This is a genomic window from Cupriavidus sp. FW305-26, assembly GCF_058787975.1.
On record NZ_JBYTAH010000009.1, the window covers coordinates 1 to 25,258 of the forward strand.

The 25,258-nt window shown below is 69.3% G+C and carries 22 protein-coding genes; 6 read left to right on the top strand and 16 right to left on the bottom strand.

Annotated elements, in window-relative coordinates; translation table 11 throughout:
* The first annotated feature begins 21 nt into the window (after positions 1-21).
* The 6 genes from AC3WQZ_RS07675 (at position 22) to AC3WQZ_RS07700 (ending at position 7,639) form a co-directional block, all read left to right on the top strand.
* On the top strand, positions 22-1,605 hold the full coding sequence (locus tag AC3WQZ_RS07675; protein ID WP_011615484.1) for an ABC transporter substrate-binding protein: 1,584 nt from the start codon (positions 22-24) through the stop codon (positions 1,603-1,605).
* Positions 1,606-1,681: 76 nt separating this feature from the next.
* Positions 1,682-2,623, top strand: a complete 942-nt coding sequence (locus AC3WQZ_RS07680; protein WP_010814195.1) for an ABC transporter permease — start codon at positions 1,682-1,684, stop codon at positions 2,621-2,623.
* Positions 2,624-2,647: 24 nt separating this feature from the next.
* Positions 2,648-3,577, top strand: a complete 930-nt coding sequence (locus tag AC3WQZ_RS07685; protein ID WP_492300285.1) for an ABC transporter permease — start codon at positions 2,648-2,650, stop codon at positions 3,575-3,577.
* Positions 3,577-5,232 (top strand): dipeptide ABC transporter ATP-binding protein, encoded by a 1,656-nt coding sequence (locus AC3WQZ_RS07690; RefSeq protein WP_058697988.1) that lies wholly within the window; start codon positions 3,577-3,579, stop codon positions 5,230-5,232. The genes AC3WQZ_RS07685 and AC3WQZ_RS07690 overlap by 1 nt, the downstream gene beginning before the upstream one ends.
* Before the next feature lie 50 nt (positions 5,233-5,282).
* A complete protein-coding gene (locus AC3WQZ_RS07695) occupies positions 5,283-6,668 on the top strand; it encodes an amidase (RefSeq protein WP_492300286.1) in 1,386 nt (461 codons plus the stop codon).
* Positions 6,669-6,739: 71 nt separating this feature from the next.
* Positions 6,740-7,639: a LysR family transcriptional regulator gene (locus AC3WQZ_RS07700; RefSeq protein WP_010814199.1), complete on the top strand. Its 900-nt coding sequence runs from the start codon at positions 6,740-6,742 to the stop codon at positions 7,637-7,639.
* 12 nt (positions 7,640-7,651) lie between these two features.
* Here AC3WQZ_RS07700 and AC3WQZ_RS07705 read toward each other — a convergent pair whose 3' ends face one another.
* From AC3WQZ_RS07705 to AC3WQZ_RS07780, 16 genes are all read right to left on the bottom strand, one after another.
* On the bottom strand, positions 7,652-8,614 hold the full coding sequence (locus AC3WQZ_RS07705; RefSeq protein ID WP_010814200.1) for a phosphatidate cytidylyltransferase: 963 nt from the start codon (positions 8,612-8,614) through the stop codon (positions 7,652-7,654).
* Positions 8,611-9,237, bottom strand: coding sequence for a lysophospholipid acyltransferase family protein (locus tag AC3WQZ_RS07710; protein WP_011615488.1), 627 nt, complete (start codon positions 9,235-9,237; stop codon positions 8,611-8,613). Before AC3WQZ_RS07710 ends, AC3WQZ_RS07705 begins: the two co-directional genes overlap by 4 nt.
* Before the next feature lie 6 nt (positions 9,238-9,243).
* Positions 9,244-9,678, bottom strand: coding sequence for a hypothetical protein (locus tag AC3WQZ_RS07715; protein ID WP_231881345.1), 435 nt, complete (start codon positions 9,676-9,678; stop codon positions 9,244-9,246).
* Complete coding sequence (locus AC3WQZ_RS07720; protein WP_010814203.1) at positions 9,665-11,050, bottom strand: phosphatase PAP2/dual specificity phosphatase family protein; 1,386 nt, start codon at positions 11,048-11,050, stop codon at positions 9,665-9,667. Before AC3WQZ_RS07720 ends, AC3WQZ_RS07715 begins: the two co-directional genes overlap by 14 nt.
* The gene (locus AC3WQZ_RS07725; protein ID WP_010814204.1) at positions 11,047-12,816 is read right to left on the bottom strand and encodes a bifunctional alpha/beta hydrolase/class I SAM-dependent methyltransferase; all 1,770 of its coding nucleotides are present in this window, start codon (positions 12,814-12,816) and stop codon (positions 11,047-11,049) included. The genes AC3WQZ_RS07720 and AC3WQZ_RS07725 overlap by 4 nt, the downstream gene beginning before the upstream one ends.
* 4 nt (positions 12,817-12,820) lie before the next feature.
* Positions 12,821-13,447 carry a CDP-alcohol phosphatidyltransferase family protein gene (locus tag AC3WQZ_RS07730; protein WP_010814205.1) on the bottom strand — a complete coding sequence of 209 codons (627 nt, stop codon included), beginning with the start codon at positions 13,445-13,447 and terminating at the stop codon, positions 12,821-12,823.
* A 234-nt stretch (positions 13,448-13,681) separates the two neighbouring features.
* Positions 13,682-14,752, bottom strand: a complete 1,071-nt coding sequence (locus AC3WQZ_RS07735; protein ID WP_010814206.1) for a M14 family metallopeptidase — start codon at positions 14,750-14,752, stop codon at positions 13,682-13,684.
* A 63-nt stretch (positions 14,753-14,815) separates the two neighbouring features.
* Positions 14,816-15,580 (bottom strand): hypothetical protein, encoded by a 765-nt coding sequence (locus AC3WQZ_RS07740; RefSeq protein ID WP_439667972.1) that lies wholly within the window; start codon positions 15,578-15,580, stop codon positions 14,816-14,818.
* Positions 15,581-15,659: 79 nt separating this feature from the next.
* Entirely contained in the window at positions 15,660-16,478 is an 819-nt protein-coding gene (locus AC3WQZ_RS07745) for a M55 family metallopeptidase (RefSeq protein ID WP_058697983.1), read from the bottom strand.
* A complete protein-coding gene (locus AC3WQZ_RS07750; RefSeq protein ID WP_010814209.1) occupies positions 16,478-17,524 on the bottom strand; it encodes a DmpA family aminopeptidase in 1,047 nt (348 codons plus the stop codon). Before AC3WQZ_RS07750 ends, AC3WQZ_RS07745 begins: the two co-directional genes overlap by 1 nt.
* Positions 17,525-17,540: 16 nt before the next feature.
* Positions 17,541-18,455, bottom strand: coding sequence for a glutathione ABC transporter permease GsiD (gene gsiD / locus AC3WQZ_RS07755; protein ID WP_010814210.1), 915 nt, complete (start codon positions 18,453-18,455; stop codon positions 17,541-17,543).
* 7 nt (positions 18,456-18,462) lie between these two features.
* Positions 18,463-19,383 (bottom strand): glutathione ABC transporter permease GsiC, encoded by a 921-nt coding sequence (gsiC, locus tag AC3WQZ_RS07760; RefSeq protein WP_010814211.1) that lies wholly within the window; start codon positions 19,381-19,383, stop codon positions 18,463-18,465.
* A gap of 221 nt (positions 19,384-19,604) precedes the next feature.
* Complete coding sequence (gene gsiB, locus AC3WQZ_RS07765) at positions 19,605-21,161, bottom strand: glutathione ABC transporter substrate-binding protein GsiB (RefSeq protein WP_037024891.1); 1,557 nt, start codon at positions 21,159-21,161, stop codon at positions 19,605-19,607.
* Positions 21,162-21,199: 38 nt separating this feature from the next.
* Positions 21,200-23,083 (bottom strand): dipeptide ABC transporter ATP-binding protein, encoded by a 1,884-nt coding sequence (locus AC3WQZ_RS07770; RefSeq protein WP_010814213.1) that lies wholly within the window; start codon positions 23,081-23,083, stop codon positions 21,200-21,202.
* Between the two features lie 56 nt (positions 23,084-23,139).
* Entirely contained in the window at positions 23,140-24,114 is a 975-nt protein-coding gene (locus AC3WQZ_RS07775; RefSeq protein ID WP_011615493.1) for an isoaspartyl peptidase/L-asparaginase family protein, read from the bottom strand.
* 8 nt (positions 24,115-24,122) lie between these two features.
* Positions 24,123-25,085 (bottom strand): MurR/RpiR family transcriptional regulator, encoded by a 963-nt coding sequence (locus tag AC3WQZ_RS07780; RefSeq protein ID WP_010814215.1) that lies wholly within the window; start codon positions 25,083-25,085, stop codon positions 24,123-24,125.
* Between the last annotated feature and the right edge of the window lie 173 nt (positions 25,086-25,258).

A 25,258-nucleotide genomic window follows, 5' to 3' on the forward strand; every position in this document is an offset into this window, starting at 1 on the left:
CGCCCCCGAGAGATGATGACCATGATGTCTGCAATCCCGCTTCGCCGTGCCGGTGCCGTCGCGTTGTGCGCCCTGGCATGCATGTCCGCCGGCAGCGCAATCGCCGAGACCGTGCTGCGCACCGTGCCGTCGTCCGACCTGAAGATCCTGGACCCGGTCTGGACCACCGCGAACATCACGCGCAACCATGGCCTCATGATCTACGACACCCTGTTCGGCATGGACGAGAAGGGCGTGATCCGGCCGCAGATGGTGGACAAGACCAGCACCAGCGCCGACAACAAGACCTGGACCTTCACGCTGCGGCCAGGGCTCAAGTTCCATGACGGCACGCCGGTCACCGCGCAGGACGTAATCGCCTCGCTGGCGCGCTGGGGCAAGCGCGACGTGCTGGGCCAGCGCATGTATGAAGCCATGGCCAGCATCACTGCCGAAGGCCCGGCCACGGTGCGCATGACTTTCCGCCAGCCCTTCGGCGCAGTGCTGGATGCGCTGGGCAAGCCCAGCCCGCTGGTGCCGTTCATCATGCCCAAGCGTGTCGCCGAGACGCCTGCCGACAAGCAGATCGACGACCTGACCGGCTCCGGCCCCTTCACGCTGAAGAAGGAGGACTTCCGGCCCGGCGACCGCGTGGTCTACCGTCGCAATCCCGACTATGTGCCGCGCAAGGATGCGCCGTCCGGCCTGGCCGGCGGCAAGGCCGTGCACGTCGACCGCGTCGAATGGGTGTTCCTGCGCGATACGCAGACCCAGGTAAACGCGCTGCTCAACGGCGAGGTGGATATCCTCGAGGTCGTGCCGTCATCGCACTATCCGCAACTGCGCACCGACAAGCGGGTGCAGATGGTCGACATCATGCCCGCCGGCCCCTTCACCGTGATCTACAACCACAAGGTGCCGCCGTTCAATGACGCCAGGGTGCGCAAGGCCGCGATGCTGGCGATCAACCAGGAAGCGATGCTGCGCGCGCAGGCCACCTACCGCGACTTCTACAAGCCGTGCGCCTCGATCTACCTGTGCGGCTCGCCCTATGCCAGCGACCAGACCGGCTTCTTCACCGGCAAGCCGCAGTTCGAACAGGCGCGCAAGCTGCTCAAGGAGTCCGGCTATGACGGCAAGCCAGTGGTGATCATGCTGCCGGGCGATGCGCCCGCGCTGAGCCGCCTGCCGGTGGTCTACGGCCAGCTGCTCAGGCAGGTGGGCTTCAATGTCGACGTGCAGGCCACCGACTGGAGCACCCTGATCACGCGCCGCACCAGGAAGGAACCGCCCGAGAAAGGCGGCTGGAATGCCTACATCACCTTCTGGGGCGGCGTCGACGCCAGCAGCCCCATCACCTACAGCCCGCTGACCGGCAACGGCGACCGCGGCTACTTCGGCTGGCCGGAAGACGCCGAGCTGGAAACCCTCAAGACCCGCTTCATCGAAACCGCGGACGCCGCGCAGCGCAAGGACATCGCCACCAGGATCCAGCTGCGCGCCATCGAAAACGGCATCCTGGCGCCCGTCGGCGAAGGCAAGGCGCCCACCGTGGTGCGCAGCGGTGCGATCAGCGGCCTGCTGCCGGCACCGGCGGTGCTGTACTGGAACGTGCGCAAGCAATAGCCCGCTACGGCGCCCGCGGTCCCGGCTGCCGTGCCGCCAGCCTGCTGACCTCCCTTTCCCCCAACGAGGTAGTGCCATGATGAATTTCCTGGTCCGCCGCAGCCTGGCCACCGTGCCAGTGCTGGCGGTGGTGGCTGTCATCGTCTTCACGCTGCTGCGGCTGACCCCCGGCGACCCGGCCGCGGCCATTGCCGGCGACGCCGCCAGCGTGGAAGACATCGCCCGCATCCGCACCCAGCTCGGGCTGGATCAAGCGCTGCCGCGCCAGTTCATCGGCTGGCTCGGCCACGTGCTGGGCGGCGACCTGGGCTATTCCTTCTTCTACAAGATGCCCGTGACCACGCTGATCGCGCAGCGGCTGGAGCCCACGCTCTCGGTGGCGGCGCTGACCATCGTGCTGACCGTGCTGACGGCGGTGCCGCTGGGCACGCTGGCGGCCTACCGGCGCGGCCGCTGGCTCGACCGCCTGGTGATGGGCGGCTCCGTGCTGGGCTTCTCGGTGCCGATCTTCGTGGCCGGCTACCTAATGATCTGGGTGTTCTCGCTGCACCTGGGCTGGCTGCCGTCGCAGGGCTACAGCCGCCTGGCCGACGGCATCTGGCCATGGCTGCGCAACCTGGCCCTGCCCTGCGTCACGCTGTCGGTGATGTCGTGCGCGCTGGTGGCGCGCACGACCCGCGCCGCCGTGTCCGAAGCACTGACCGAGGACTTCGTGCAGACCGCGCGCGCCAAGGGCATTCCGGAGTGGCGCATGCTGACGCGCCATGCGCTGGCCAATGCCGCGGTGCCGATCGCCACCGTGATCGGGCTGAGCGTGGCCGGCCTGATCGGCGGCGTGGTCGTGACCGAGAGCATCTACGCCATTCCCGGTGTCGGCCAGCTCACAGTGGATGCCGTGCTGTCGCGCGACTACCCGCTGATCCAGGGCATCACGCTGTTCTTCTCGGTCTCGTACGTGGTCATCAACCTGCTGGTGGACGCGAGCTATCTGCTGCTCGATCCCCGCATTCGCTACTGATATCTCCCACGGAAACCCGGCCCCATGACCTCACTCACCACTGCCATCGAATCCGCCCCGCCCGGCACCGGCGCCCGTCCCTCGCGGCTGCGCGCGGTGCTGGCCAACGGTGCCGTGCGCGCCGGCGGCACCATCCTCGGCCTGATGCTGTTCCTTGCCGTGGCCGCGCCCTGGCTCTACACCATCGATCCCAACACCATGGACCCCGCCAGCAGCCAGCTGGCCCCCTTCACGCGCGCCGAGATCGTGACGCTGGCCGGCGATGCCTTCGAATGCCTGTTCCCGCTGGGCACCGACAGCCTGGGCCGCGACATCTGGAGCCGCACGTTGTACGGCGCGCGGGTCTCGCTGGCGGTCGGGGTGTCGGTGGCGCTGGCCTCGGTGCTGCTGGGGCTGGCGGTCGGGCTGGTATCGGGCTATGTGCGCTGGCTGGACGGCTTCATCATGCGCGTGATGGACGGCATGATGGCCATCCCCGGCATCCTCTTCGCCATCGTGCTGGTGGCCGCCTGGCGGCCCAGCCTGCTGACGGTGATCGTGGCCATGACCGTGCCCGACACGCCGCGCGTGGCGCGCCTGGTCCGATCGGTGGTGCTGTCGGTACGTGAAGAGCCTTATGTCGAGGCCGCCATCGCGCTCGATACGCCGACCTGGAAACTGATGCTGCGCCACATCCTGCCGAACACCATCGCGCCGCTGCTGGTGCAGGGCACCTTTATCTGCGCCGGCGCGATGCTGGTGGAAGCGGTGATGTCCTTCCTCGGCATCGGCCTGCCCACCGACATCCCCACCTGGGGAAACATCATGGCCGAGGGGCGCGCCCATTTCACCGCGCATCCGCACAGCGTGCTGCTGCCCGGCGCCTTCCTGGCGGTAACGGTGCTGGCCGTCAACATGCTCGGCGACGGCCTGCGCGACACCCTCGACCCCAAGTTCAGCAAGCGGAGTGCCTGATGATGCCAACGAACACGACCGAGTCCGCGGCCGCGGACTCGGCCACGCCCTGCCTGCGCGTGCGCGACCTGCGCATCGACCTGCCGCCCGGCGCCGACCGGCCGCATGCGGTCCAGGGGGTTTCCTTCGACGTCATGCCGGGCGAAGTGGTCTGCCTGCTGGGCGAATCGGGCTCAGGCAAGTCCGTGGTCGCGCGCGCGGTGATGGGCTTGCTGCCCGAAGGCCTGAAGGTCTCAGGCGGCAGCATCGCGCTGGCCAGCGAAGACCTGCTGGCGGCCACCCCCGCACGCCGGCGCGAACTGCGCGGCACCGGCGTGGCCATGGTGTTCCAGGAACCCATGACCGCGCTGAACCCGGTCATGCGCTGCGGCCGGCAGGTCGAGGAAATGCTGGCGCAGCACACCAGCCTGGGCGCCGCGCAGCGGCGCGAGCGCGTGCTGTCGATCTTTGCGCGCGTGCGGCTGCCGGATCCCGAGCGGATCTACGACGCCTATCCGCACCAGCTGTCCGGTGGGCAGCGCCAGCGCATCGTCATCGCCATGGCGCTGATCCTGCGCCCGGCCCTGCTGGTGTGCGATGAGCCCACCACCGCGCTGGACGTGACCACGCAGGCCGAGATCCTGGCACTGGTGCGCGAACTGCAGCACGAGAACCAGACCGCGGTGCTGTTCATCACGCACGACTTCGGCGTGGTCGCCGACATTGCCGACCGGGTGGTGGTGCTGCAGCTTGGCCGCCAGGTGGAAAGCGGGCCGAAAGACCGGGTCTTGCGCCAGCCCGAGGCGGACTACACCCGCATGCTGCTCAATGCCGTGCCGGGACTGGAGCCCGCGCAGCGCCCGTCGGTGGCGCAGCGAGCGTTGCTGCTCGACGCCAGCGGCATCGGCAAGACCTATGTCTCGGGAGCCTGGCCGGGCCGGCGCCGCGTGGTCGAGGCGGCCACCGATGTGTCATTGCAGGTGCGGGCGGGCGAGACCGTCGGCATCGTGGGCGAGTCCGGCTCGGGCAAGTCCACGGTGGCGCGCTGCATCGCGCGGCTGATCGAACCGTCCGCGGGCAATATCCAGGTGCTGCCCGAAGCCGCGCAGCAACTGCCGCGCCGCGCGCAGCTGTCCGCGTTCCGGCGCATGGTGCAGGTGGTGTTCCAGGACCCCAACCGCTCGCTCAATCCGCGCCGCACGGTGGGCCAGTCCATCGTCGAAGGCGCGGTCAATTTCGGCGCGACGCCCGCGCAGGCGTGGCAACGCGCCGAGTCGCTGATGGAACTGGTGCGGCTGCGGCCCGACGCGCTGCACCGCTACCCGAGCGAGTTCTCCGGCGGCCAGCGCCAGCGCATCTGCATTGCCCGCGCGCTGGCGTGCGAGCCGCGCGTGCTGATCGCCGATGAAGCGGTGTCGGCACTGGACGTCTCGGTGCAGGCGCAGATCCTGAAGCTGCTGGCCGATATCCAGCAGCGGCTTGCCATCGGCATCCTCTTCATCACCCACGACCTGCGCGTGGCCAGCCAGGTGTGCGACCGCCTGATCGTCATGCACAAGGGCCGCGTGGTCGAGCAAGGCGCCACGCGCGACGTCGTGCTGTCGCCGCGCCAGGACTACACCCGCGCGCTGCTGGCCGCCGCGCCGGGACGCCACTACCCGTTCGGTGCGCAGTAATGCCGGCGATGCAGATTCCCAAGCGCCAGCCAACCCTCTTGGACAAAACCATGAAAACTCCGCTCTACGCACTCAGCGCCGCCGACCTGCTCAGCAACTACCGCCAGCGCGAACTCTCCCCGTTCGAAGTCATGCAGTCGGTGCTGGACCGCATCGAACACTGGGAGCCCGGCATCCGTGCGATGTACGTGGTGCATGCCGAGCAAGCGCTGGCCGCCGCGCGCAGCGCCGAGGCGCGCTGGCTGGCCGGCACCCCGAACGGCCCGCTCGACGGCGTGCCGGTGACGCTGAAGGAGAACATCGCCACGCGCGGCACGCCGGTGCCGCTCGGCAGCGCCGCCACCGTGCTGGCGCCGGCACCGGCCGATGCGCCGGCCGCGGCGCGCCTGCTCGAGGCCGGCGCAATCGTGGTCGGCAAGACCACCATGCCGGATTTCGGCTTCCTGGGCGCGGCGCCGTCCAGCTTCCATCCGCTCACGCGCAACCCGTGGAAGCTGGACCGCAACACCGGCGGCTCCAGTTCCGGCGCCGGCGCCGCGGCTGCGGCGGGCTACGGCCCGCTCCACCTGGGCACGGATATCGGCGGCTCGGTGCGTATTCCCGCCAGCTTCTGCGGCGTTTTCGGCCTGAAGCCCAGCCATGGCCGCGTGCCGGTCCATCCGCCAGCCGCCGCGCGCGTGATCGGCCCGCTGACGCGCACCGTGGCCGACGCCGCGCTGGCGATGCAGGCGATCTCGCGCCCCGATGCCCGCGACTACATGAGCCTGCCTCCGCAGGACGTCGCCTGGCAGCAGCTTGAGCGCGATATCCGCGGGCTGCGCATCGGCCTGTGGCTGGACCCGAGCGGCGACTGGCAGGTCGATGCCGAAGTCCGCGCGGCGGTGCTGGCGGCAGCGCACCTGTTCGAGCAAGGCGGTGCCGTGGTCGAACCCGTGCGCGACTGGACCACCATGGACATGCGCATCGGCATGGCGCACTTCTTCACCATGCGCTGCCGGGTCGACCTGGCCGGGATGCCGCCGGAGCGCGCCAGCCTGGCGGCAGGCTACATCCGCAAGGCCGCCGAGTTTGCCGGCACGCTCACGCCGGAGCAGACCTTCCAGGCCTTCACGCGCATGCAGCAGCTGCGCGAGGCCACCGTGGCCGCGACCCAGCCCTATGATTTCGTGATCTCGCCGGTGTCACCGGTGCTGCCCTTCGCCGCCGATGCCATCAACAGCGGCGGCGACCTGCCGCTCAAGGACTCTCACTTCACAGCGGTGTTCAACCACTCCGAACAGCCCGCGGCATCGATCCCCTGCGGCATGTCGCGCGACGGCCTGCCCATCGGGCTGCAGATCTCTGGCCGGCGCTTTGACGACCTGGGCGTGCTGCAGCTGGCGCACTGGTTCGAGCGCGCCTCGGAACCCCAGCGGCAATGGCCTGAGCCGCACTAAGCCCTGCGTGACCGGCGCGGGGGAGGTGCGGCGCTACAATGGCCCGCACCGACCCCAGCGCCATCACGCCCATGCGATTCGAGGATCTTGAAGCCTTCCTGGTTGTCATCGAGCAAGGCAACCTGCACCGCGCCGCCGACACCCTCGGCATGACCCAGTCCGGCCTGTCCAAGACGCTGGCGCGGCTGGAAGGCGAAGCCGGCATGCCCTTGTTCGAGCGCACCCCGCGCGGGCTGGTGCCGACCAGCGTGGGCCGCACCCTGGCCGCCCATGCGCGCCGGATCGCGCTGGCGGCGGGCGACATGCGCAACGAACTGGCCGAGCAGCGCGCGGCGCGCGCGGGCACGGTGCGCCTGGGCGCCATCCCCTACCTGCTGCCGTCGCTGCTGTCGCCGCTGCTGGCCCGCTTCTTCCTGAGCCGGCCGCTGGCCACGTTCTCGATCGAGACCCACCTGAGCGCGCGCCTGATGGCGATGCTGCAGAACGGCGAGGCCGACCTGATCCTGGGCGCGCGCCCGACCAGCCTGCCGCCGGACATTGCCTGGCTGCCGCTCGGTCCGCTGACCATGCAGATCGTGTCCCGCACCGGCCATCCGCGCCGCGAGGGCTTCCGCACGCTGGCCGACCTGAGCGGCGAGCGCTGGGTGGTGCCGGCGAGTTCGCTCTACCTGCGCCAGTGGCTGGAGGAACGGTTTACCTCGGTCGGGCTGCCGCCGCCGCGCGTGGCGGTGGAAAGCACGGCGTCGCCGGTGGCCTTCGGCGAGCTGCTACGGCACTCGGACCTGCTCGGCATCATGCCGCCGCGCATGCTGCACCAGGCCGAGGGCCAGGGGCTGGCCGCGATCGAGGCGCCAGGCATGTCGTGGCAGCATGAGCTGGCCGTGCTGTGGCGCGCCGATGGCTACCTGTCGCCGATCTGCCAGGACTTCCGCGATGCAGTGGTGGCGTGGTGCGAAGAGATGGAGCTGTGAGGGCCGGGGTGCTCAGGGCACCCACCAGTAGCGGGTGATATGGAAGAACACCGGCGCGGCGAACACCACTGAGTCCAGCCGGTCCAGCATGCCGCCGTGGCCCTGGATCATATGGCCCCAGTCCTTGATGCCGCGGTCGCGCTTGATCGCCGACATCACCAGCCCGCCGAGGAAACCCATCAGCGCAATCACCAGCGCAATCGCGCCGGCCTGCCACGGCGAGAACGGCGTGATCCACCACAGCGCCGCGCCCAGCGCGGTGGCACTGGCCACGCCGCCGACAAAGCCCTCGACGGTCTTGGACGGCGACAGCAGCGGCGCGATCTTGCGCTTGCCGCACAGCTTGCCCCACACATACTGCAGCACGTCGCTGCCCTGCACCACGATCACCAGGAAGGCGATCAGCAGCAGGTTGCGGCCTTCAAAGCCCGGGATCGGCAGCGTCAGCAGCGCCGGCACGTGCGAGATGCAGAACACGCACACCATCACCGCCCACTGCACTCCGGCGCAGCGCTCCAGGAAGCGCGTGGTCTCGGACGACAGCGCCGCCAGGATCGGCAGGATCAGGAAGGCATAGACCGGGATCAGGATCGAGAACATGCCGTACCAGCCGATATAGACCAGCACGTACTGCAGCGGCAGGAACACGAAAAAGGCGGCGACGATGGCGTGATGGTCGCCGCGCCGCGTGGTGATGATGGTGACGAACTCGCGCAGCGCGAAGAACGAGAGCAGGTAGAACAGCACGATCACCGCGGTGCGGCCCAGCGCAAAGGCCACGCCCATGATGCCGATCATCCACCACCAGGCCCAGACGCGCTGCGCCAGGTTGTCGATCACCGCGTGCTGGCCGCCGCCCGCCACCCGCCAGCGCAGCAGCGCGGTCACGGTGGAGGCCAGCAGCAGCACACCGAACAGTCCGCCGAACAGCAGCCAGGTCTCGGGGCTCCAGTGCAAAGTGGGCATGGCGGTCATTCCAGCTCCGGGGCAAGCGCGAGCAGGCCGTCGCGGCAGCGCGCAAGGAAGGCTTCCTTGCTGTCCTCGGCGGCCAGCAGCACCGGCTGCCCAAAGGTGACGGTGCACAGCAGCGGCACCGGCACGACTTCGCCCTTGGGCATCACGCGGTTGAGGTTGTCGATCCACACCGGCACGAACTCCACCCCGGGGCAGGCCCGCGCCAGGTGGTAGATGCCGCTCTTGAACGGCAGCAGGCGCGCGTCGGTGGTATTGCGCGTGCCTTCGGGAAACAGGATCAGCGAGTCGCCGGATGCCAGCGCGCCGTGCATCAGCGCCACCGGGTCGCTGCCTGGTTCGCTGCGGGTGCGGTCGATCAGCAGCGCGTGGAATACGTCGCGGCCGATAAAGCGCCGCAGCGACGAGCGATCCCAGTAGTCGGCACCGGCCACCGGGCGCGTGACTGTGCGCAGGTCGGGCGGCAGGCAGCCCCAGATCAGCACGAAGTCGCCGTGGCTGCTGTGGTTGGCAAAGTAGACGCGCTGCACCGCGGCGGGGATGCAGCCCTGCCAGTTGGCGCGCATGCCGGTCAGCAGCCGGGCGAAGACGATGATGGCGCGCGCGGTCGCGCGGGCAAGCCACATGGTTGGTTACCTCAGGATCACGGTCAGCAAGGCCAGCGCCAGCTGGCACACAGTCAGCGCGGCGCTGGCGCGCACCAGCCGCAGCGCACCGCGGGCGCGGTCCGGCAACGGACGGCCGGCGCGCTGCGCCGGCATCCAGCCCAGTTCGAGCAGCGCGGCGTCCAATCCGGCCAGGTCGGGCTGGTCCTGCCGCCCGGCCGCGAGCGCATCGAACAGCCGGCGGTCGATGGCAACGCGCAGCAGCAGCCAGACCTGGGGCAGCGCCAGCAGCAGCGACGCGGCCGCCAGCACGCGCGGGACCGGCGTGGCCACCCCCAGCCATACCGTGGCCACGCCGAAAGCCAGCCCGGCCGCGCCGATCCACACGGCGCCCGACAGCGCCCCGGCGACGGCGTGCGCGATCCAGGCATCAGTGCCTTGCGTGAACTCAGCGGCCATCATCGGGCTCCGGCATGGCGGGACGGTCCAGGCAGCGTTGCAGCGCCTCAGCATGTTCGCGCCCGAGCACCACCGCCGGGCGATGCTCGCGCAGCAACGCCAGCGCAGCGCCGGCGTCGCGCAGTCCCTGCCGGCGCGCCAGCCATGCGGCGGCAACCAGCGCGCTGCGCGAATAGCCGAGCGCGCAGCTGACCAGCACGCGGCGGCCCTGCCGCTGCCAGGCGTCGAGTTGAGCCACGGCCTTGTCCAACTGCTCCGGCGTCGGCACGGTCAGGTCCAGTACCGGCACGCAACGATACGCAAGCGCCGGGTCGGTGGCTGCGCGCGACAGTTCGGCGGTCAGGTCGAGGACGGCGTCCGCCCCGATCGCGCGCAGTTCGGCGCGGGTCGGGAAGCGGCCAACCCAGATGCCGTCCGCGATGGCACTGGGCTGCGGCGCGCGCCGCGTCCACCAGCGCGAATTGAGGAAGGCGCCCAGCAGGTACGGCGCCAGCACCCAGCGCGCGGCCGGGGCCATCATCCCATCGCCGTCCTTCTGGAACCACGCCGGCGCGGCCAGCGCGTAGATCCGGGCGACGCAGGCCAGCGCCAGCGCGGCCCACAACAGCAGCAACGCCAGCGTCACCGACGCACCCACCGCCAGCACCGCGCACAGCAACCCCACCAGCGCGCCCACGGTGTAGCGGCGCGACAGCTGGCGCGTGCGCGCATCCGGCGCGCCGGCAGCGGGCCGTTGCATCGGGAACAGGTAAACGCACAGCCAGCCCACCAGCGCGCCGGTGGGCACATCGATCAGGTGGTGCTGCCAGGTGGTCAGCACCGAGACCCCGATCAGCGCAAACCAGCCGTGCAGCAGCCAGCGCCAGCCGCCGCGCAGGTGCGCCGCAAAGGCGACCCACAGGATCACCAGCAGGCTGATATGCAGCGACGGCGCCTGGTTGAACGGCAGGTCGAAACCGCCCAGCAGCGTGAACAGCTGGCCCGGCAGGCCGTCGGCCTCGGGCCGGGCAAAGCTGAAGCGCAGCGGGAAGGCGATAAAGCACGCCACCGACACCAGCTGCGCCAGTACCAACCGCCTGACGTGCGTGAGCAGCGCCGCGCGCGTGCGCCACAGGAAGAAGGAGATGCCGTACAGCAGGTCGATCGACCAGTACGGCACGATGGTCCACGGCAGGAACGGGATCCCCTGCTCCCATTCGAAATAGACCGCCGGAACGTTGGCGCGCTGGCTCGCCAGCCAGTTGGCAAAGCCGTAGCTGGAGAAAAAGAACGCGCCGGCCAGCGCCAGCAGCAGGCAGGCCAGCCCCCAGGGCCGGTTGCCTGCAGGCAGCTGCGAATGCGCCCCGGCGCCAACCTCCGTCGGCACCGTGCTCATGCGCCGCGCCTGCGCGCCAGGCTGACGGTGAAGATGCCCCACGGGTCGATGCGCTGGGTCACCTTGTCAAAGCCAGCGGCCCGCACCAGTTCGTCCATCTCGGCCTGCGAGCGGCGGCGCATCACCCAGGCGGCGCCGGCGCGGTGGCTGGTGAGCGCGCGCGCGATGAATTCCAGCTGCGGATGCCAGGGCTGGCCGGTGTAGACCAGGTAGCCGCCGGGCGGCACCGCGCGCGCCAGGCCCTCGAGCGAGCGCCGCACCATCGCGTTGTCGGGAAACAGTTCGTACAGGCCGGAAACCACCGCCAGTGTCGGCGCCGGTGCCAGCGCCGCCAGGCTGTCGCCGTCGAAGGCATCGCCCTGCTCGAAGCGGGCCACGTCCGCGAGGTCCTTGGCGGCGATCAGGGCGCGGCCCTGCTCGACGTTCAGCGGGCTGTAGTCGCGCAACAGGATCGACTCGACCGCCGCGGCGCCGCCATCCAGCGCGCCCAGCGCCTCAAGCACATAGCGCCCGTGCCCGGCGGCGATGTCGACAATCCGCACCGGCATGCCGCCCGCGCGCAGCCGCCGCACGGCCTCGGCGATCAGGGCCTCGGCGTGGACCTTGCGCTGGCGGATGCCGCGCCAGCCGATCGCGTCCAGGTACTGCTGGTCGGCCAGCCGGCCCAGCTTGCCGCGGCCCGAGGGGGCGTTGCGGTAAACATAGTCGAGCGTCGAGCCCGAGTCGAAGCCGGTCTCATGGCCCAGCCGCACCCCGTCCGACAGTATTCCGCCCAGTTTCAGGTTGGCCCGCGCCGCGCGCCAGTACCAGGCGGCCAGCCCGACAGGCGCCGACGCCAGGCGGTCGGATTCCTCGCGGAACGGGCCGATCTGGTCGGCATCGAGCAGCGAGCGCGGCGCCGACGGCATGTCGAATTCGCGCAGGATAAAGCGGCGCGCGGCATCGACCGCCAGCTTGCGGTCGCGCTCACCGAGCGTGTCGTGATAGAAGCCGTCCAGCACGATGCGCTCCTTGGTGCGCGCACCCAGGCGCTCATAGAAGCGGTCCTGCGGCCCGCGATGCACGACCCAGTCGGCGCCGGAGATCAGCAGCTGCGTCGGCACCGTGATCGCCGCGGCATCGGCGACGATGCGCTCCGCCGTGTCGTACAGGTCCAGCAGGATATTGACCGCGATCGGGCGCGTGATCAGCGGATCGCTGTCGTAGCTGGCGATGCGCTCGGGATCGTGCGTGAGGAACTTGGCCTTGACGTAGCTGTTGACGAAAAACTTGCCGCGCAGGCGCTGCATCAGCTTCAGCCCCGGCCGCGCAAAGGGCACGTAGAGCTTGACCTTGAACGCGGGCGAGGCCAGCACCAGCGCGCGGATCGGCGGCGCGTAGTCGTGCACCCAGGTGGCGGCCAGCACCGCGCCCACGCTCTGCGCGATCACCGCGGTGCGTTCCAGCGGGATGCCGTGGACCTCGGCGATATGGGTGGTGAAGGTCTGGATATCGCGCACCGAGTCCGCCAGGCTGGGGCTGTAGCCGCGCTCGCCGGGCGAACGGCCGTGGCCGCGCGCATCCCAGGCAAAGATCTCGTAGCCGGGCAGGTTCAGTTCGTCGGCCAGGTGGGCGACCCGGCCGGAATGCTCATGGCCGCGATGGAACAACACCACGGCGCCGCGCGCCGGGCCCTCCACCGCCGGCCAGTGCCGATAGAACAGCGTCTGGCGGTCGTGGGTCTCGAATTGCCGCTCTTGCGGCTGGCGCGTCGACGGTCGGTCCATCTCGCTACTCCGCTGTGCGGGACTGGGCCTCGGCGACACCGCGGCGCACCCGGTTGGCAATCGTAAACAGCGACAGCAGCGACAGCACCAGCCACAGCCAGCTGGCGGCCGCGCCAAAGCCCAGGCCAACACCGGCCCACAGCGCGATCGCGCCGACCGCGAAGGCGCGGTCGCTCTTGCCCAGCGGGCCGTCGTAGCGCCGGCTGGCCCCGGCCAGCGGGCCGATCAGCCCGGTGGCCTCGACGATCACCGCCAGCAGCGCGAAGGTGCCGACCTGGCCCAGGCTGAAGTCCGGCAGCGCGGCCAGCGGCAGGATCAGCGCCAGGTCCGAGGCAATGTCGCCAAGCTCGTTCAGGTAGACACCCAGCACGCTCTGCTGGCCGTGCTCGCGCGCCAGCATGCCGTCGACGGCGTTGAGCGCCATGCGCAGGAACAACCATAGAGGGAACAGCAGGAACAGCGCCGGGGTCTCGGCCACCAGCATGCCCAGCGTGGCCAGCACCCCCACCGCCAGGGAGCCGGCCGCGGCGGCCAGCGTCACCTGGTTGGCAGTCACGCCGCGCTGCGCCAGGTCCTGCACCATGGGGCGCAACCGGGCCTGGAACCTGGGCTTCAGTTCATAGAGGGTCATCGCACCGGCCTCCCTGCCGAGCTGATGCCGGAAGCGACGCCGTGCGCCAGGCCGCGGCGACGCGCAGGATCATGCGCCCGGGCCTGCCCCGACCTCTTCCGTCTTGTTTCTGGTAGTTTTCTGACCGCGGCGCGGCTGCTGCTCGTGCCGGCCAAGGCATGGCGGCAGTGCCTGGCTCAGCACTCTACCGCCAACGTCGAGACATTACCAGAAGGCGCTTGCGGCCAGAGCCGGCTAGGCCGAGGCAATGGTGTCCCGCACTGCGTCGGTCACCTGCGCCACCACGCCCTCGCGCCAGTCGTCGGTATCGCCATAGAAGGCACGCCACATCGCCTGGCGGACCAGCGCGCGCTGGTTTTCGTCGGCTTCCGGGTGCTGGTGCAGCCAGTGGTCGCCGCGCAGCGCGTCCAGCACCTCGCCCACCGGCAGCGTGCCGAACTCAAGCGCGATGCCGGCGTAGTCGATGGTGGGCAGGGTCTGCAGCACCGCGTGCCAGGCCAGGCCGGTGAGGTTGGCCGAGGTCGACGAGCCATCGTAGATCGAGGTTACCCGCGCGCCCCAGATCGCGCGCGTGCGCGTGAGCGATTCCGGCGTGTCCGGGCCCATGTGGATGGGCTCGCCGTAGCCCCAGGGGCCAAGTCCGGTATGGACGTCGATCCAGCGCAGCGCCTCGCGCCCGGCGCCGAAGCGCGCCAGGATGCGGCACAGCGTGTAGTTGCTCCAGGCAGCCTTGTCGCCGCCGTAGAACATGCCGCCCGGGTCCTGGTACTGGCCGCGGCTGACCGCGGCCTGGTACCACGGCATGCCGCGCTCGGCAACGGCCTTCATCAGTTGCGCCTGGTCGGTGTCGGACGGCGGCCATTGCGCCGGCACCAGCAGCGGCGCGATCTCGGCATAGGCCTCGTTGTACGGCAGCGGCTGGGTGAAGTCCATGAAATTGCGGTTCAGGTCGACGTTGTCCTCGTTGACCCGGCGCAGGTGGGAAAAACCGTAGGGATTGATCGCATGCACCAGCAGCAGGCTGGTGTCGGCGGCGGCGCAATCGGCAAGCAGCGCGGCGTCGTGCAGCATTGTCACCTGCGCGCCGGATCCGGCAAAGCCTTCGGCGCCGTGCGTGCCCGAGGTCACCATCAGGCAGCGGCGGGCCTCGGCCGGACCGGCCAGCGCCACGTCGATGGCGAGGTCCTCGCCGGCACTGCCGCGCTTGGTGGGGTGCGGGAACTGGGCCAGCGCGGCCCCGGCCGTGCGCGCGGCGTCAAGGAACTTCTGGCGGGCTTCGGCGTAGCTGCGAGAAAAATGGCTCATGGCGTGACCGGCTGATGCGATGCAGGCATTAGACGCCAAATCCGCAGGTCTTGCCACCCGCAGCTAAAACAGCGATCCGGATGCGTACCCGGGCGATGCCGGCGCGGGCTCTGTCCCCGGCCCCCAGATGCCGGGCGCGGTGAACGCCTGCGGATGCATCTCGATCCCGGCCGCGGCCAGCTGGCCGGCGGTCAGCACCAGGTGACGGGCCAGCCAGTCGTGCAGACTGCGCAGGAAGCGGATGTTGTCGACGCTGTTGGACCCCGCGATCAGCCATTCCAGCTTGATATGCGCGGTATAGACGTCCAGCAGGTTGGTGGCGCGCAGCCGCGGCGGGGTGGACGGGCTGCGCTCGATCGCCAGGATGCGGCGCACTTGCGCCATGCCGATGTCGCAAGTGCGCTGGTACTGCTCGTAGACGCCCTCAAGCGCCGGGAAACGCACTGTCGGCTGCACGCGCGGCACCGCGGCCACCTTCTCCATGCGCAGCACCAGGTAGCGGATCGCGGCGGCGCGCTCGGCGGCCTGCGCCTGGCCGGGATCGCGCCGGCGGGCCGGGGGCGCCACCTCGGGCAAGGCCGTGCGCGGCACCACATCGCGCTCGGTGTAGTCCGGCACCTGCAGCAGCAGGCCCGGATGCGGCACCGCGGCACGCGCGCAGTCGTCGCCAAAGGGGTATTCATGCCCTGCGGCGTCGCGCAGGATATAAGCCTGCCCGGTCGGAAAGCCATGGTGGCGGCGGCTCGCGCCCCGCGCATGGCAGCGCGTGGCGGGGTCGACGAAGTCCTTGCGCACGGGGATCCAGCCCCCGTCGTGTGCCTGGGTCATGCGTTGCGGCTCATGCCTGAATTGCTAGACCCGCCATTGTCGCCGATCTGCGCGACCGCCCCGGCGAATCTGCCCTGCCCTACTTCAGCATGAACGACATCGCCGACAGGCAGTTCAGCATGCGCACCGCCGCCTGGACCGAATCGGCCTGGAAGGACAGCGTCACGCCGTCGCGGCGCTCCAGCGCCGGCCACTGGCAGAACAGGTCCGCGTGCGCGGGCGTCAGGGTCTGCAGGGTGCAAGTCACCGGCGCGGCGATGTGCAGGCATTGCGCCTGCGCGCGTTCGCGCACCGCGGTTGCGGCCGCCGCGGCAATGGCCTCGCGCGCCGCCGCCGGCGACAGCGAGGTGCCGCTGCCGAAGCCGTCCGCTGACTTGGTCTCGACATAGCGCACCCACGGCATCAGCGCATGGGTTTCCTGCACGAAGACATCGTCGCCGCTGGCCATCAGCACCGGAGCGCCGAACTCGCCGGCCAGCGCGGCGTACAGGCCCGCCTCGCCCAGTTCCTTGCCGTTGAGCCAGACCCGCGCAAACGCGCCGCTGTTGATGGTGTGCGCCAGCACGCCGCGGCTCTGGGCGCGGCCGTGGTAGCCGATCATCAGCACGCCGTCGACTCCGGCCTCGACGCCGGCCATCATGCCAAGGTAGCGCGGCTTGCCAAGCACCACCCGCGCGCGCGGATCGAGCTGGTCCGGCAGCAGGTTGCGGAAGCCGCCGTGCGAATCGTTGACCAGTACTTCAGTCGCGCCGCCGGCAAAGGCACCATCGACCGCGGCATTGGCTTCGCCGGTCATCCAGGCGCGGGCGCGTTCGTATTCGCCGTTGCCGGGGCGCGTCTGTTCGGCGTGGAAGACGCCAGCCACGCCTTCGATATCGGTGGAAACAAGGATCTTCATCAGGCGGTTTGGCCCAGTTCGGGCATCACGTCCAGCAGTGCGCGCCGGCCGTGGCCGTCGCGGCCCTGCACCGGTGCGGCATGCCACAGGGCATGCAGGATGGCTTGCTCGACGCTGTCGGCCGCGGCGCGGAACAGCGGGTCGAGATGGGTTTCATGCAGCATGGCGACGGCCGGCATCGGCCGGGCGGTGTCGTGCGGCACGGTGTACGCGCTCGAGAACGCGACTGCGATATCGCCCGAGCCATGCCCGAACACCGAGCCAGTACGCGCCAGCCCGGCGCCGGCGCGCAGCGACAGCCGGCGCAGCTGGCGCGCATCCAGCGGGGCGTCGGTGGCGAGGATCATGATGATCGATCCCTTTTCCGGTTGCGCCGCGGTGTCGGGCTGCGCCAGGCGCTGCACCAGTTCCGGACCGGCCAGCCGGCCGGCCACGGTCAACGATTCCGGCGTGCCGAAATTGGCCAGCACCAGCGCGCCCACGCGATAGCCACCGGCCAGGCGTGAAGCAGTGCCGATACCACCCTTGACGCCGAATGCCGACATGCCGCGTCCGGCACCGACCGCTCCCTGCGCGACGTCATGACCGGCACCGGCCAGGGCCGCCTCATAGTGACTGCCCTCCACCGCCATGCGCTGGATATCGTTCAGGTAGCCGTCATTGCACTCGAACACCAGCGCATTGACGGTCGGCAGCGCGCGGCCGATCTCCGGATTGGCCGCCACCGCCGCACGGATCTGCGCCTGCGCGACCGCGCCGACCGAAAAGGTATTGGTCAGCGCCAGCGGGGTTTCCAGCACGCCCAGTTCGTCCACCTGCACCAGCCCGATGCTCTTGCCAAAGCCGTTGAGCACCGTGGCCGCGGCGGGCACCTTGTCGCGGTACGGATCGCCGCCATGCGGACGGATCACGGTGACGCCGGTCTGCACGGCGCCATCCGCCAGCGTGCAATGGCCGACGGTCACGCCGGCCACGTCGGCGATGCTGTCCAGCGGACCTGCCGGCAGGCTGCCGACACGCGGCACGCCCGTTGTCGATGCGGTCATGTTCAGCGGCTCAGGTTCAACGGCGGTCGATCTTGGGGTCAAGCGCATCGCGCAGGCCGTCGCCCAGCAGGTTGAAGGCCAGCACGGTCAGGAAGATCGCCAGGCTGGGGAAGATCGCCACGTGCGGCGCGGTCACCATGTCGGCGCGGGCTTCGTTGAGCATCGCGCCCCATTCCGGCGTGGGCGGCTGCGCGCCCAGCCCCAGGAATGACAGGCTGGCCGCGGTGATGATCGAGGTGCCGATCCGCATCGAGAAATACACCACGATCGACGACACCGTGCCCGGCAGGATATGCCGCATCAGGATGGTCCAGTCCGATGCGCCGATGCTGCGCGCCGCCTCGATATAGGTCAACCGCTTGAGCATCAGCGTATTGCCGCGCACCAGCCGCGCAAACGCCGGGATGCTGAAGATGGCCACGGCGAAGATCACGTTGGTCATGCCGTTGCCGAGGATGGCCACGATGCCGATCGCCAGCAGGATGCCCGGGAAGGCGAAGAGCACGTCGGAAATGCGCATCACGATGCGGTCCCACCAGCCTTCGTAGTAGCCCGCCAGCAGGCCCAGCACGGTGCCGATCAGCGCGCCGATGATCACCGACAGGAAACCCGCCGCCAGCGAGATGCGCGCGCCGGCCAGAATGCGGCTGAAGATGTCGCGTCCGAGCGAATCGACGCCCATCCAGTGCGCGGCCGACGGGCCGGCGTTGAGCGCGTCGTAGTCGAAGTAGTTCTCCGGGTCGTACGGCACGATATGCGGCGCCACGATGGCAATCACCACCAGCACCAGCACGAAGGCACCGGCGCCCAGCGCCAGGTGCTGCTTGCGGAATTTGCGCCAGAACTCGGTCCAGGGCGTGCGCACGGCCTCCGGCACGGGGGCGGTGGCGGGTGCCGCTTGCGCTGCGGCGGGCGTGGAAAGCTCAGTCATGCCGGCCTCACTTGTAGCGGATGGTTGGGTTGATCACGGTGTAGAGCATGTCCACCACCAGGTTGATCAGAATGAATTCGAGCGAGAACAGCAGCACCTCGGCCTGGATCACCGGGTAGTCGCGCATCTCGACGGCATCGACCAGCAGGCGCCCCAGGCCCGGCCAGTTGAACACCTTTTCCACCACGATCGAGCCGCCCAGCAGGAAGCCGAACTGCAGGCCCATCATCGTCACCACCGGGATCATGGCGTTGCGCAGGCCGTGCTTGGCCACCACCAGCGTCTCGCGCACGCCCTTGGCACGGGCGGTGCGGATGAAATCTTCTTGCAGCACCTCGACGAACGAGGCCCGCGTAAAGCGCGCCATCACCGCGGCCACCGCCGCGCCCAGCGTGATCGAAGGCAACACGTAGTGCTTCCAGCTGTCGGCGCCGATCGACGGCAGCCAGCCCAGCTGCACCGAGAACACTTCCATCAGCAGCATGCCCAGCGCAAAGGCCGGGAACGAAATGCCCGACACCGCCAGCGTCATGCCGAACCGGTCCGGCCAGCGGTTGCGCCATACGGCCGAGCCGATGCCGATCGCCATCCCGAACACCACCGCCCAGGCCATCGACGCCACCGTCAGCAGCAGCGTGGGCATGAAGCGGTCGCCGATCTCCTCGCTGACCGGGCGCTTGGTGCGCAGCGAATGGCCGAACTCGCCGCGGACCGCATTGGAAAAGAAGTTGACGAACTGCTCGTGCATCGGCCGGTCCAGGCCCAGGTCCTTGCGCACCAGTTCGACGGTGGCGGAATCGGCCTCCGGGCCCGCCGCCAGCCGCGCCGGATCGCCCGGCAGCAGGTGGACGAACAGGAACACCAGCACTGCCACGATCAGCAGCGTGGGGATCACGCCCAGCACACGTTTGAGGAAGTAATTCAGCATGACACACCAGAAAGAAATGCAGCAGCAGAGGCCGCAGGCCGCCCGCCTGCGACCCCGCGACGCGGGCAAGGCGGCCACCTCGGCGTACTGCTTTACTGCTTACTGCTCTTTGGATGGGATTACAGCCGGCACCCGTTGTTTGCTCCCCTCTCCCGCTTGCGGGAGAGGGGCCGGGGGAGAGGGCAGGAGCTTCCACGAAGTCCCGGCCCTCGCCTCACCCATTACTGCTTGATATCGATCTCTTCGAAATTGAACGATCCATCCGGCATCACATAGGCGCCGCTCAGCCGCTTGCTGCGCGCGAACAGCACCTTCTCGGTCACCAGGAAGGCCCACGGCGCATCCTTCCAGATGCGTTCCTGGGCGTCCTTGTACAGGCGCGCCTTTTCGCCACGATCGGTGGTGCGCAGCGCGCCGGCGATATCGGCGTCGACCTGGTCGTTCTTGTAGTACGCGGTATTCAGCAGCTTGGGCGGCATCGACTCCGAAGCCAGCAGCGGACGCAGCGCCCAGTCCGATTCACCGGTCGACGACGACCAGCCCACGTAGTAGATGCGCACGCCGGCATCTTCCGGCTTGGGCACGCTCTCGACCTTCTCCACGCGCTGGCCGGCCTCAAGCGCCTGCACCGAGGCCTTGATGCCGACCTGCTGCAGCTGCTGCTGCACGAACTGGATCACCTTCTGCGCGGTGGTATGGTTGTAGGCCGACCACAGCGTGGTCTCGAAGCCGTTCGGATAGCCGGCTTCCTTCAGCAGCGCGCGCGCCTTGGCCGGGTCATACGGCCACGGGCCCAGCTTCTCGGCATAGTCCACGCCAGGCGGCACCACGCCTTCGGCCGGCACCGCGTAGCCAGCGAAGGCGACCTTGGCCAGCGCGTCCTTGTTGATGGCATAGTTGATGGCCTGGCGCACCTTGGGGTCGTTGAACGGCTTGACCATGGTGTTCAGCGACAGGTAGCGCTGGATGATCGACGGCGAGGCGATCAGATCCACCTTGGCGCTGTTCTTCAGCACCGCGGCCTGCTCGAACGGGATGCTGAAGGCAAAGTCAGCCTCGCCGGTCTGCATGATCGCGGCGCGGGTGTTGTTGTCGACCACCGGCTTCCAGGTGATAGTGTCGATTTTCGGGTAGCCGGTCTTCCAGAAGCCCGCGAATTTCTTGCCCTTCAGGTGGTCGGGCTGCTTCCATTCGACAAATTCGAAGGGGCCCGTGCCGACCGGGTGGAAGGCGATTTCCTTGCCGTACTTCTGCAGCGCGGCCGGCGAGATCATCACCGCCGACGGGTGCGCCAGCACGTTGATGAACGGCGAGAACGGCTCCTTCAGCGTGACCTTGACGGTATTGGCATCGACCACGTCGGTCTTGGCGACACGGTTGAACAGCGTGTAGCGCTTGAGCTTGTTGGCCGGGTTGGTGACGCGGTCCAGGTTGGCCTTGACGGCGCCGGCGTCGAAGGTGGTGCCGTCGTGGAACTTGATACCCTTCTTCAGCTTGATCGTATACGTCAGGCCGTCCTTGCTGACGTCGTAGCTGTCTGCCAGCACATTGACCAGCTTCATATCCTTGTCCAGGCCGAACAGGCCCTGGTAGAAGCTCTTCCCAACCGCCTGCGACAGCGTGTCGTTCGAATCGTACGGATCCAGCGAGGTGAAGGTCGAACTCACCGCCATCACGGCATCCTTGGCGGCGAAAGCCGGGGCCGAAACCAGCATGCCCAGCGTGCCGGCGGCAAAGGCGCCGGCCACCCATCGGGGCGAAACCATACGTGCAGACATCGTCGATTCTCCTTGGTAACTTGGTGACTTCCAGGACTTCAATAGGCGCCGCCGACGGCATGCCGGGCGACATAGTGGCCGAGCGACCCGCTGCCGGCGACCTGCACCAGCGGCTGCACCACCGGTTCGTCGCCGACCGCGCGGATCGGGCTGGGGATCTCGTCGTTGAGCGGCTCGCGCCGCAGGTGGCGCCGCGCCGGGTCGGCGATCGGCACCGCCGACATCAGCTTCTTGGTGTACGGGTGCTGCGGGTTCTCGAAGATTGCGCGGCGCGGGCCGATCTCGACGATCTGGCCCAGGTACATCACCGCCACGCGGTGGCTCACGCGCTCCACCACCGCCATGTCGTGGGAGATAAACAGGAAGGCGATGCCAAGCTCGCGCTGCAGGTCCAGCATCAGGTTGACAATCTGCGCCTGGATCGACACGTCCAGCGCCGACACCGACTCATCGGCCACCACCACCTTGGGGTTCAGCGCGAGCGCGCGCGCAATGCAGATGCGCTGGCGCTGGCCGCCGGAGAACTCGTGCGGGTAGCGCGCCGCATGCGATGCGTCCAGCCCCACCTTGTCGAGCAGCCAGGCCACGCGCTGCTCGGCCTCCTTACCGCTGGCGACCTTGTGCACCAGCAGCGGCTCCATGATCGAATAACCGACCGGCACGCGCGGATCGAGCGAGGCGAACGGGTCCTGGAAAATGAACTGGATATTGCGGCGCAGGGTCTGCAGCGCCGGCCCTTCCATCTTGCTGATGTTCTGCCCGGCGAACTCGATGGTGCCGCTCTGACTTTCCACCAGGCGCAGCAGCGAGCGGCCCGTGGTGGACTTGCCGCAGCCGGACTCTCCCACCAGCGCCAGCGTCTCGCCGGGATAGAGGTCGAAGCTGACCTTCTCGACCGCATGCACGCGCCGCGTGACGCGGCCGAACAGGCCGCCGGGCACGTCGAAGCGCGTCACCAGGTCCTGCACGCGCAGGATCGGCGCCACGCCCGGCGTCACCGTGTCCTGCGGTGCGACCGGCTCGGCGTTGGCGCTATCGAGTCGCAGCAGCGGGAACTTGGCCGGCAGGTCGGTGCCGCTCATCGCGCCCAAACGCGGCACCGCCGACAGCAGTGCGCGCGTATACGGGTGCGCCGGCGCGCGGAACACATCGTCGGAAGTGCCCTCTTCCACCTTCTCGCCGCGGTACATCACCAGCACGCGGTCGGCCACCTCGGCCACCACGCCCATGTCGTGCGTGATGAAGACCACGCCCATGTGCATCTCGGCCTGCAGGCCGCGGATCAGCTGCAGGATCTCGGCCTGGATGGTCACGTCCAGCGCCGTGGTCGGCTCGTCGGCGATCAGCAGCGCCGGCTTGCACGACAGCGCCATCGCGATCATCACGCGCTGGCGCATGCCGCCGGAGAGCTGGTGCGGATAGCGCTCCAGCACGCGGCGCGCCTCGGGGATGCGCACCAGTTCCAGCATGCGCAGCGCTTCGGCACGCGCCGCGGCGCGGCTCTTGCCCTGGTGCAGCCGGATCGATTCGGCGATCTGCTCGCCCACCGGGAACACCGGGTTGAGCGAGGTCATCGGCTCCTGGAAGATCATCGCCACGTCGGCGCCGCGCACGCTGCGCAGCGTGGCGTTGTCCGCGCGCGCCAGGTCGATCACCTCGCCGCCGCGCCGGCGCAGCGCCATGCTGCCGGAGGCAATCTTGCCGCCGCCATGCTCGACCAGCCGCATCAGCGCCAGCGACGTGACCGACTTGCCCGAGCCCGACTCGCCCACCACCGCCAGCGTCTCGCCGCGGTCGACATGGAAGGACAGGTTGCGCACGGCCTCGACGGTGCGCTCGGACGTGGCAAAGCGCACGGTCAGCCCGTTCACCGAGACCACGCGCTGCGGTGGCAGCACGATGCCGGACTGGGAGGCTTGCATAGGGGAAGTGGCCACTGGAACTCCTTGTATTGCCGGGTGATGCAGGGGGATGGCGCTCAGCCGTAGATCGACACGTTCACGGCCTCGCCCACCCGGGCGAAACCGCGGTACATGCCTTCGGTGTTGAAAGGCAGCGTGACGTTGCCGGCGCGGTCCACCGCGATCAGGCCGCCGCGGCCGTTGATGGCCGGCAGCTTCTCCATCACCACGCGCCGCGCTGATTCCTCGAGCGACAGGCCCGCATAGCGCATCTGGGCAGCCACGTCGTGCGCGGCCACGGTGCGGATAAACATCTCGCCGGTGCCGGTGGCAGACACTGCCGCCACGTCGTCCGCATAGCAGCCCGCGCCGATCACCGGGGTATCGCCCACGCGCCCCACCTGCTTGTTGGTCACGCCGCCGGTGGAGGTGGCCGCAGCCAGGTTGCCGCGGCCGTCGCAGGCCACCGCGCCGACGGTGCCGAACTTGCTGTCCGGATCGATCGGGTCGCTCGCCTGCGTCTTGCCTTGCGCCACCAGCGCAGCGCCATCGTGGTCCAGCAGCGCCATGCCGGCGTTGCCAAGCGCACGCTGCCACTGGTCATGGCGGGCCTGCGTGAAGTAGTAGTCCGGGCCCACCAGTTCCAGCCCCTGCGACTGCGCAAAGGCCTCGGCGCCGGCGCCGGCAAAAAGCACGTGCTCGCTGTGGTCCAGCACCGCGCGCGCGGCCAGCACCGGGTTGCGCAGGCGCGTGACGCAGGCCACCGCGCCGGCTGCCAGCGTGGCGCCGTCCATCACCGCGGCATCGAGCTCATAGGTGCCGGCATGGGTCAGCACGGCGCCCTTGCCGGCGTTGAACAGCGGGCATTCTTCCAGCAGGCGCACGGCCTCGGTGACCGCATCGAGCGCGCTGCCGCCCTCGGCCAGGATGCGCTGGCCGGCTTGCAGCACGTGTTGCAGCGCTTCGATGTATTCGCGTTCGCGGGCGGCGTCCATCGCCGCGCGGGTGATGGTGCCGGCGCCGCCGTGGATGGCAATGACTGCTGGTTGCATGTGGATGCTCAGGACTTGCGGGTGTTGGAGGATCGGCCGCGCGTGGCGCCAGCCGTGGCTTCGGTGGACTGCGGGGTGCCGGGCGCGGCACGGCCCGCGGACTCCGCGGCCGGCGTGCCGTACAGCCACGGCAGCAGGAATTCGGTCATTTCGGCGGCGGCCTTGACCGGGCGCTCGGCCCGGTGCGCGACCGCGCCGCACAGCGCCTCGATCAGCGCCAGCACGGTGGCATCGGAGTTGGCCGAGAGCCGGTTGCCGGCCTGCGCGTAGAGCGCGATATCGGCCAGCGGCGCCAGCGGCGAGGTCGGCCCGTCGGTCAGCGCCAGCACCTGGCCGCCGCGCGACTTGGCCCGCTCGGCCAGTTCGATGGTGTCCGTGACGTAGCGCGGGAAGGCAATCACGATCAGCAGGTCGCTTGGCTGCTGCTTGAACAGCTGCCGCGCCGCATGCGAGGCGCCGCCGGCGCCCGCCACCGAGGTCACCATGCGGCAGTGCATTTCCAGCCCGTGCTGCAGCAGGCCCGCCAGGAAACCGCTGGCGCCGAAACCGGCCACGTAGACACGCTGCGCCGCCAGGATCGCCGAGACCGCGCGCTCGCAGGCCTCCGGGTCGATGCCGCGCCGCGTGGCTTCCGCGTTGGCCGCGGCATCTTCCAGCGAGGCGGCGAAGACTTCGGCCGCGGTCGCGGGCCGCTCCAGCTCGCTGCGCAGCCGCTCCACCGGAGCCAGCGTGGCCTCGAAGCCGCGCACCAGCTCGGCCCGGAACTGCGGATAGCCGTCGAACCCCAGCGCCCGCGCAAAGCGGTTGGCCGTGGCCACCGACACCTCCACCGCCGCGGCAAATTCGTCGATGCGCATGGTCGCTGCGCGGAACAGATTGGCCAGCACGTATTCCGCCATGCGGCGGTGCGCCGGCGTCAGCGTCGGCAGGCTGCGCGCAATGCGGTCTGAGATCGAATGGCCTTTTTGCATGGTGGAAGCGGTTGGTCTGGACGTCGTCTGATGCACGCCGTTTTCGTGAAAATGAATTTACACGCAACGCACGAACAAGAAAATAGAGTTTTGCAAGACCAAGGGTAATCCCTGAATCGTCGAGGCACGAAGGCACATTGGCGGTGCACGTTGCCGGGCTGTTTTGCACCGCC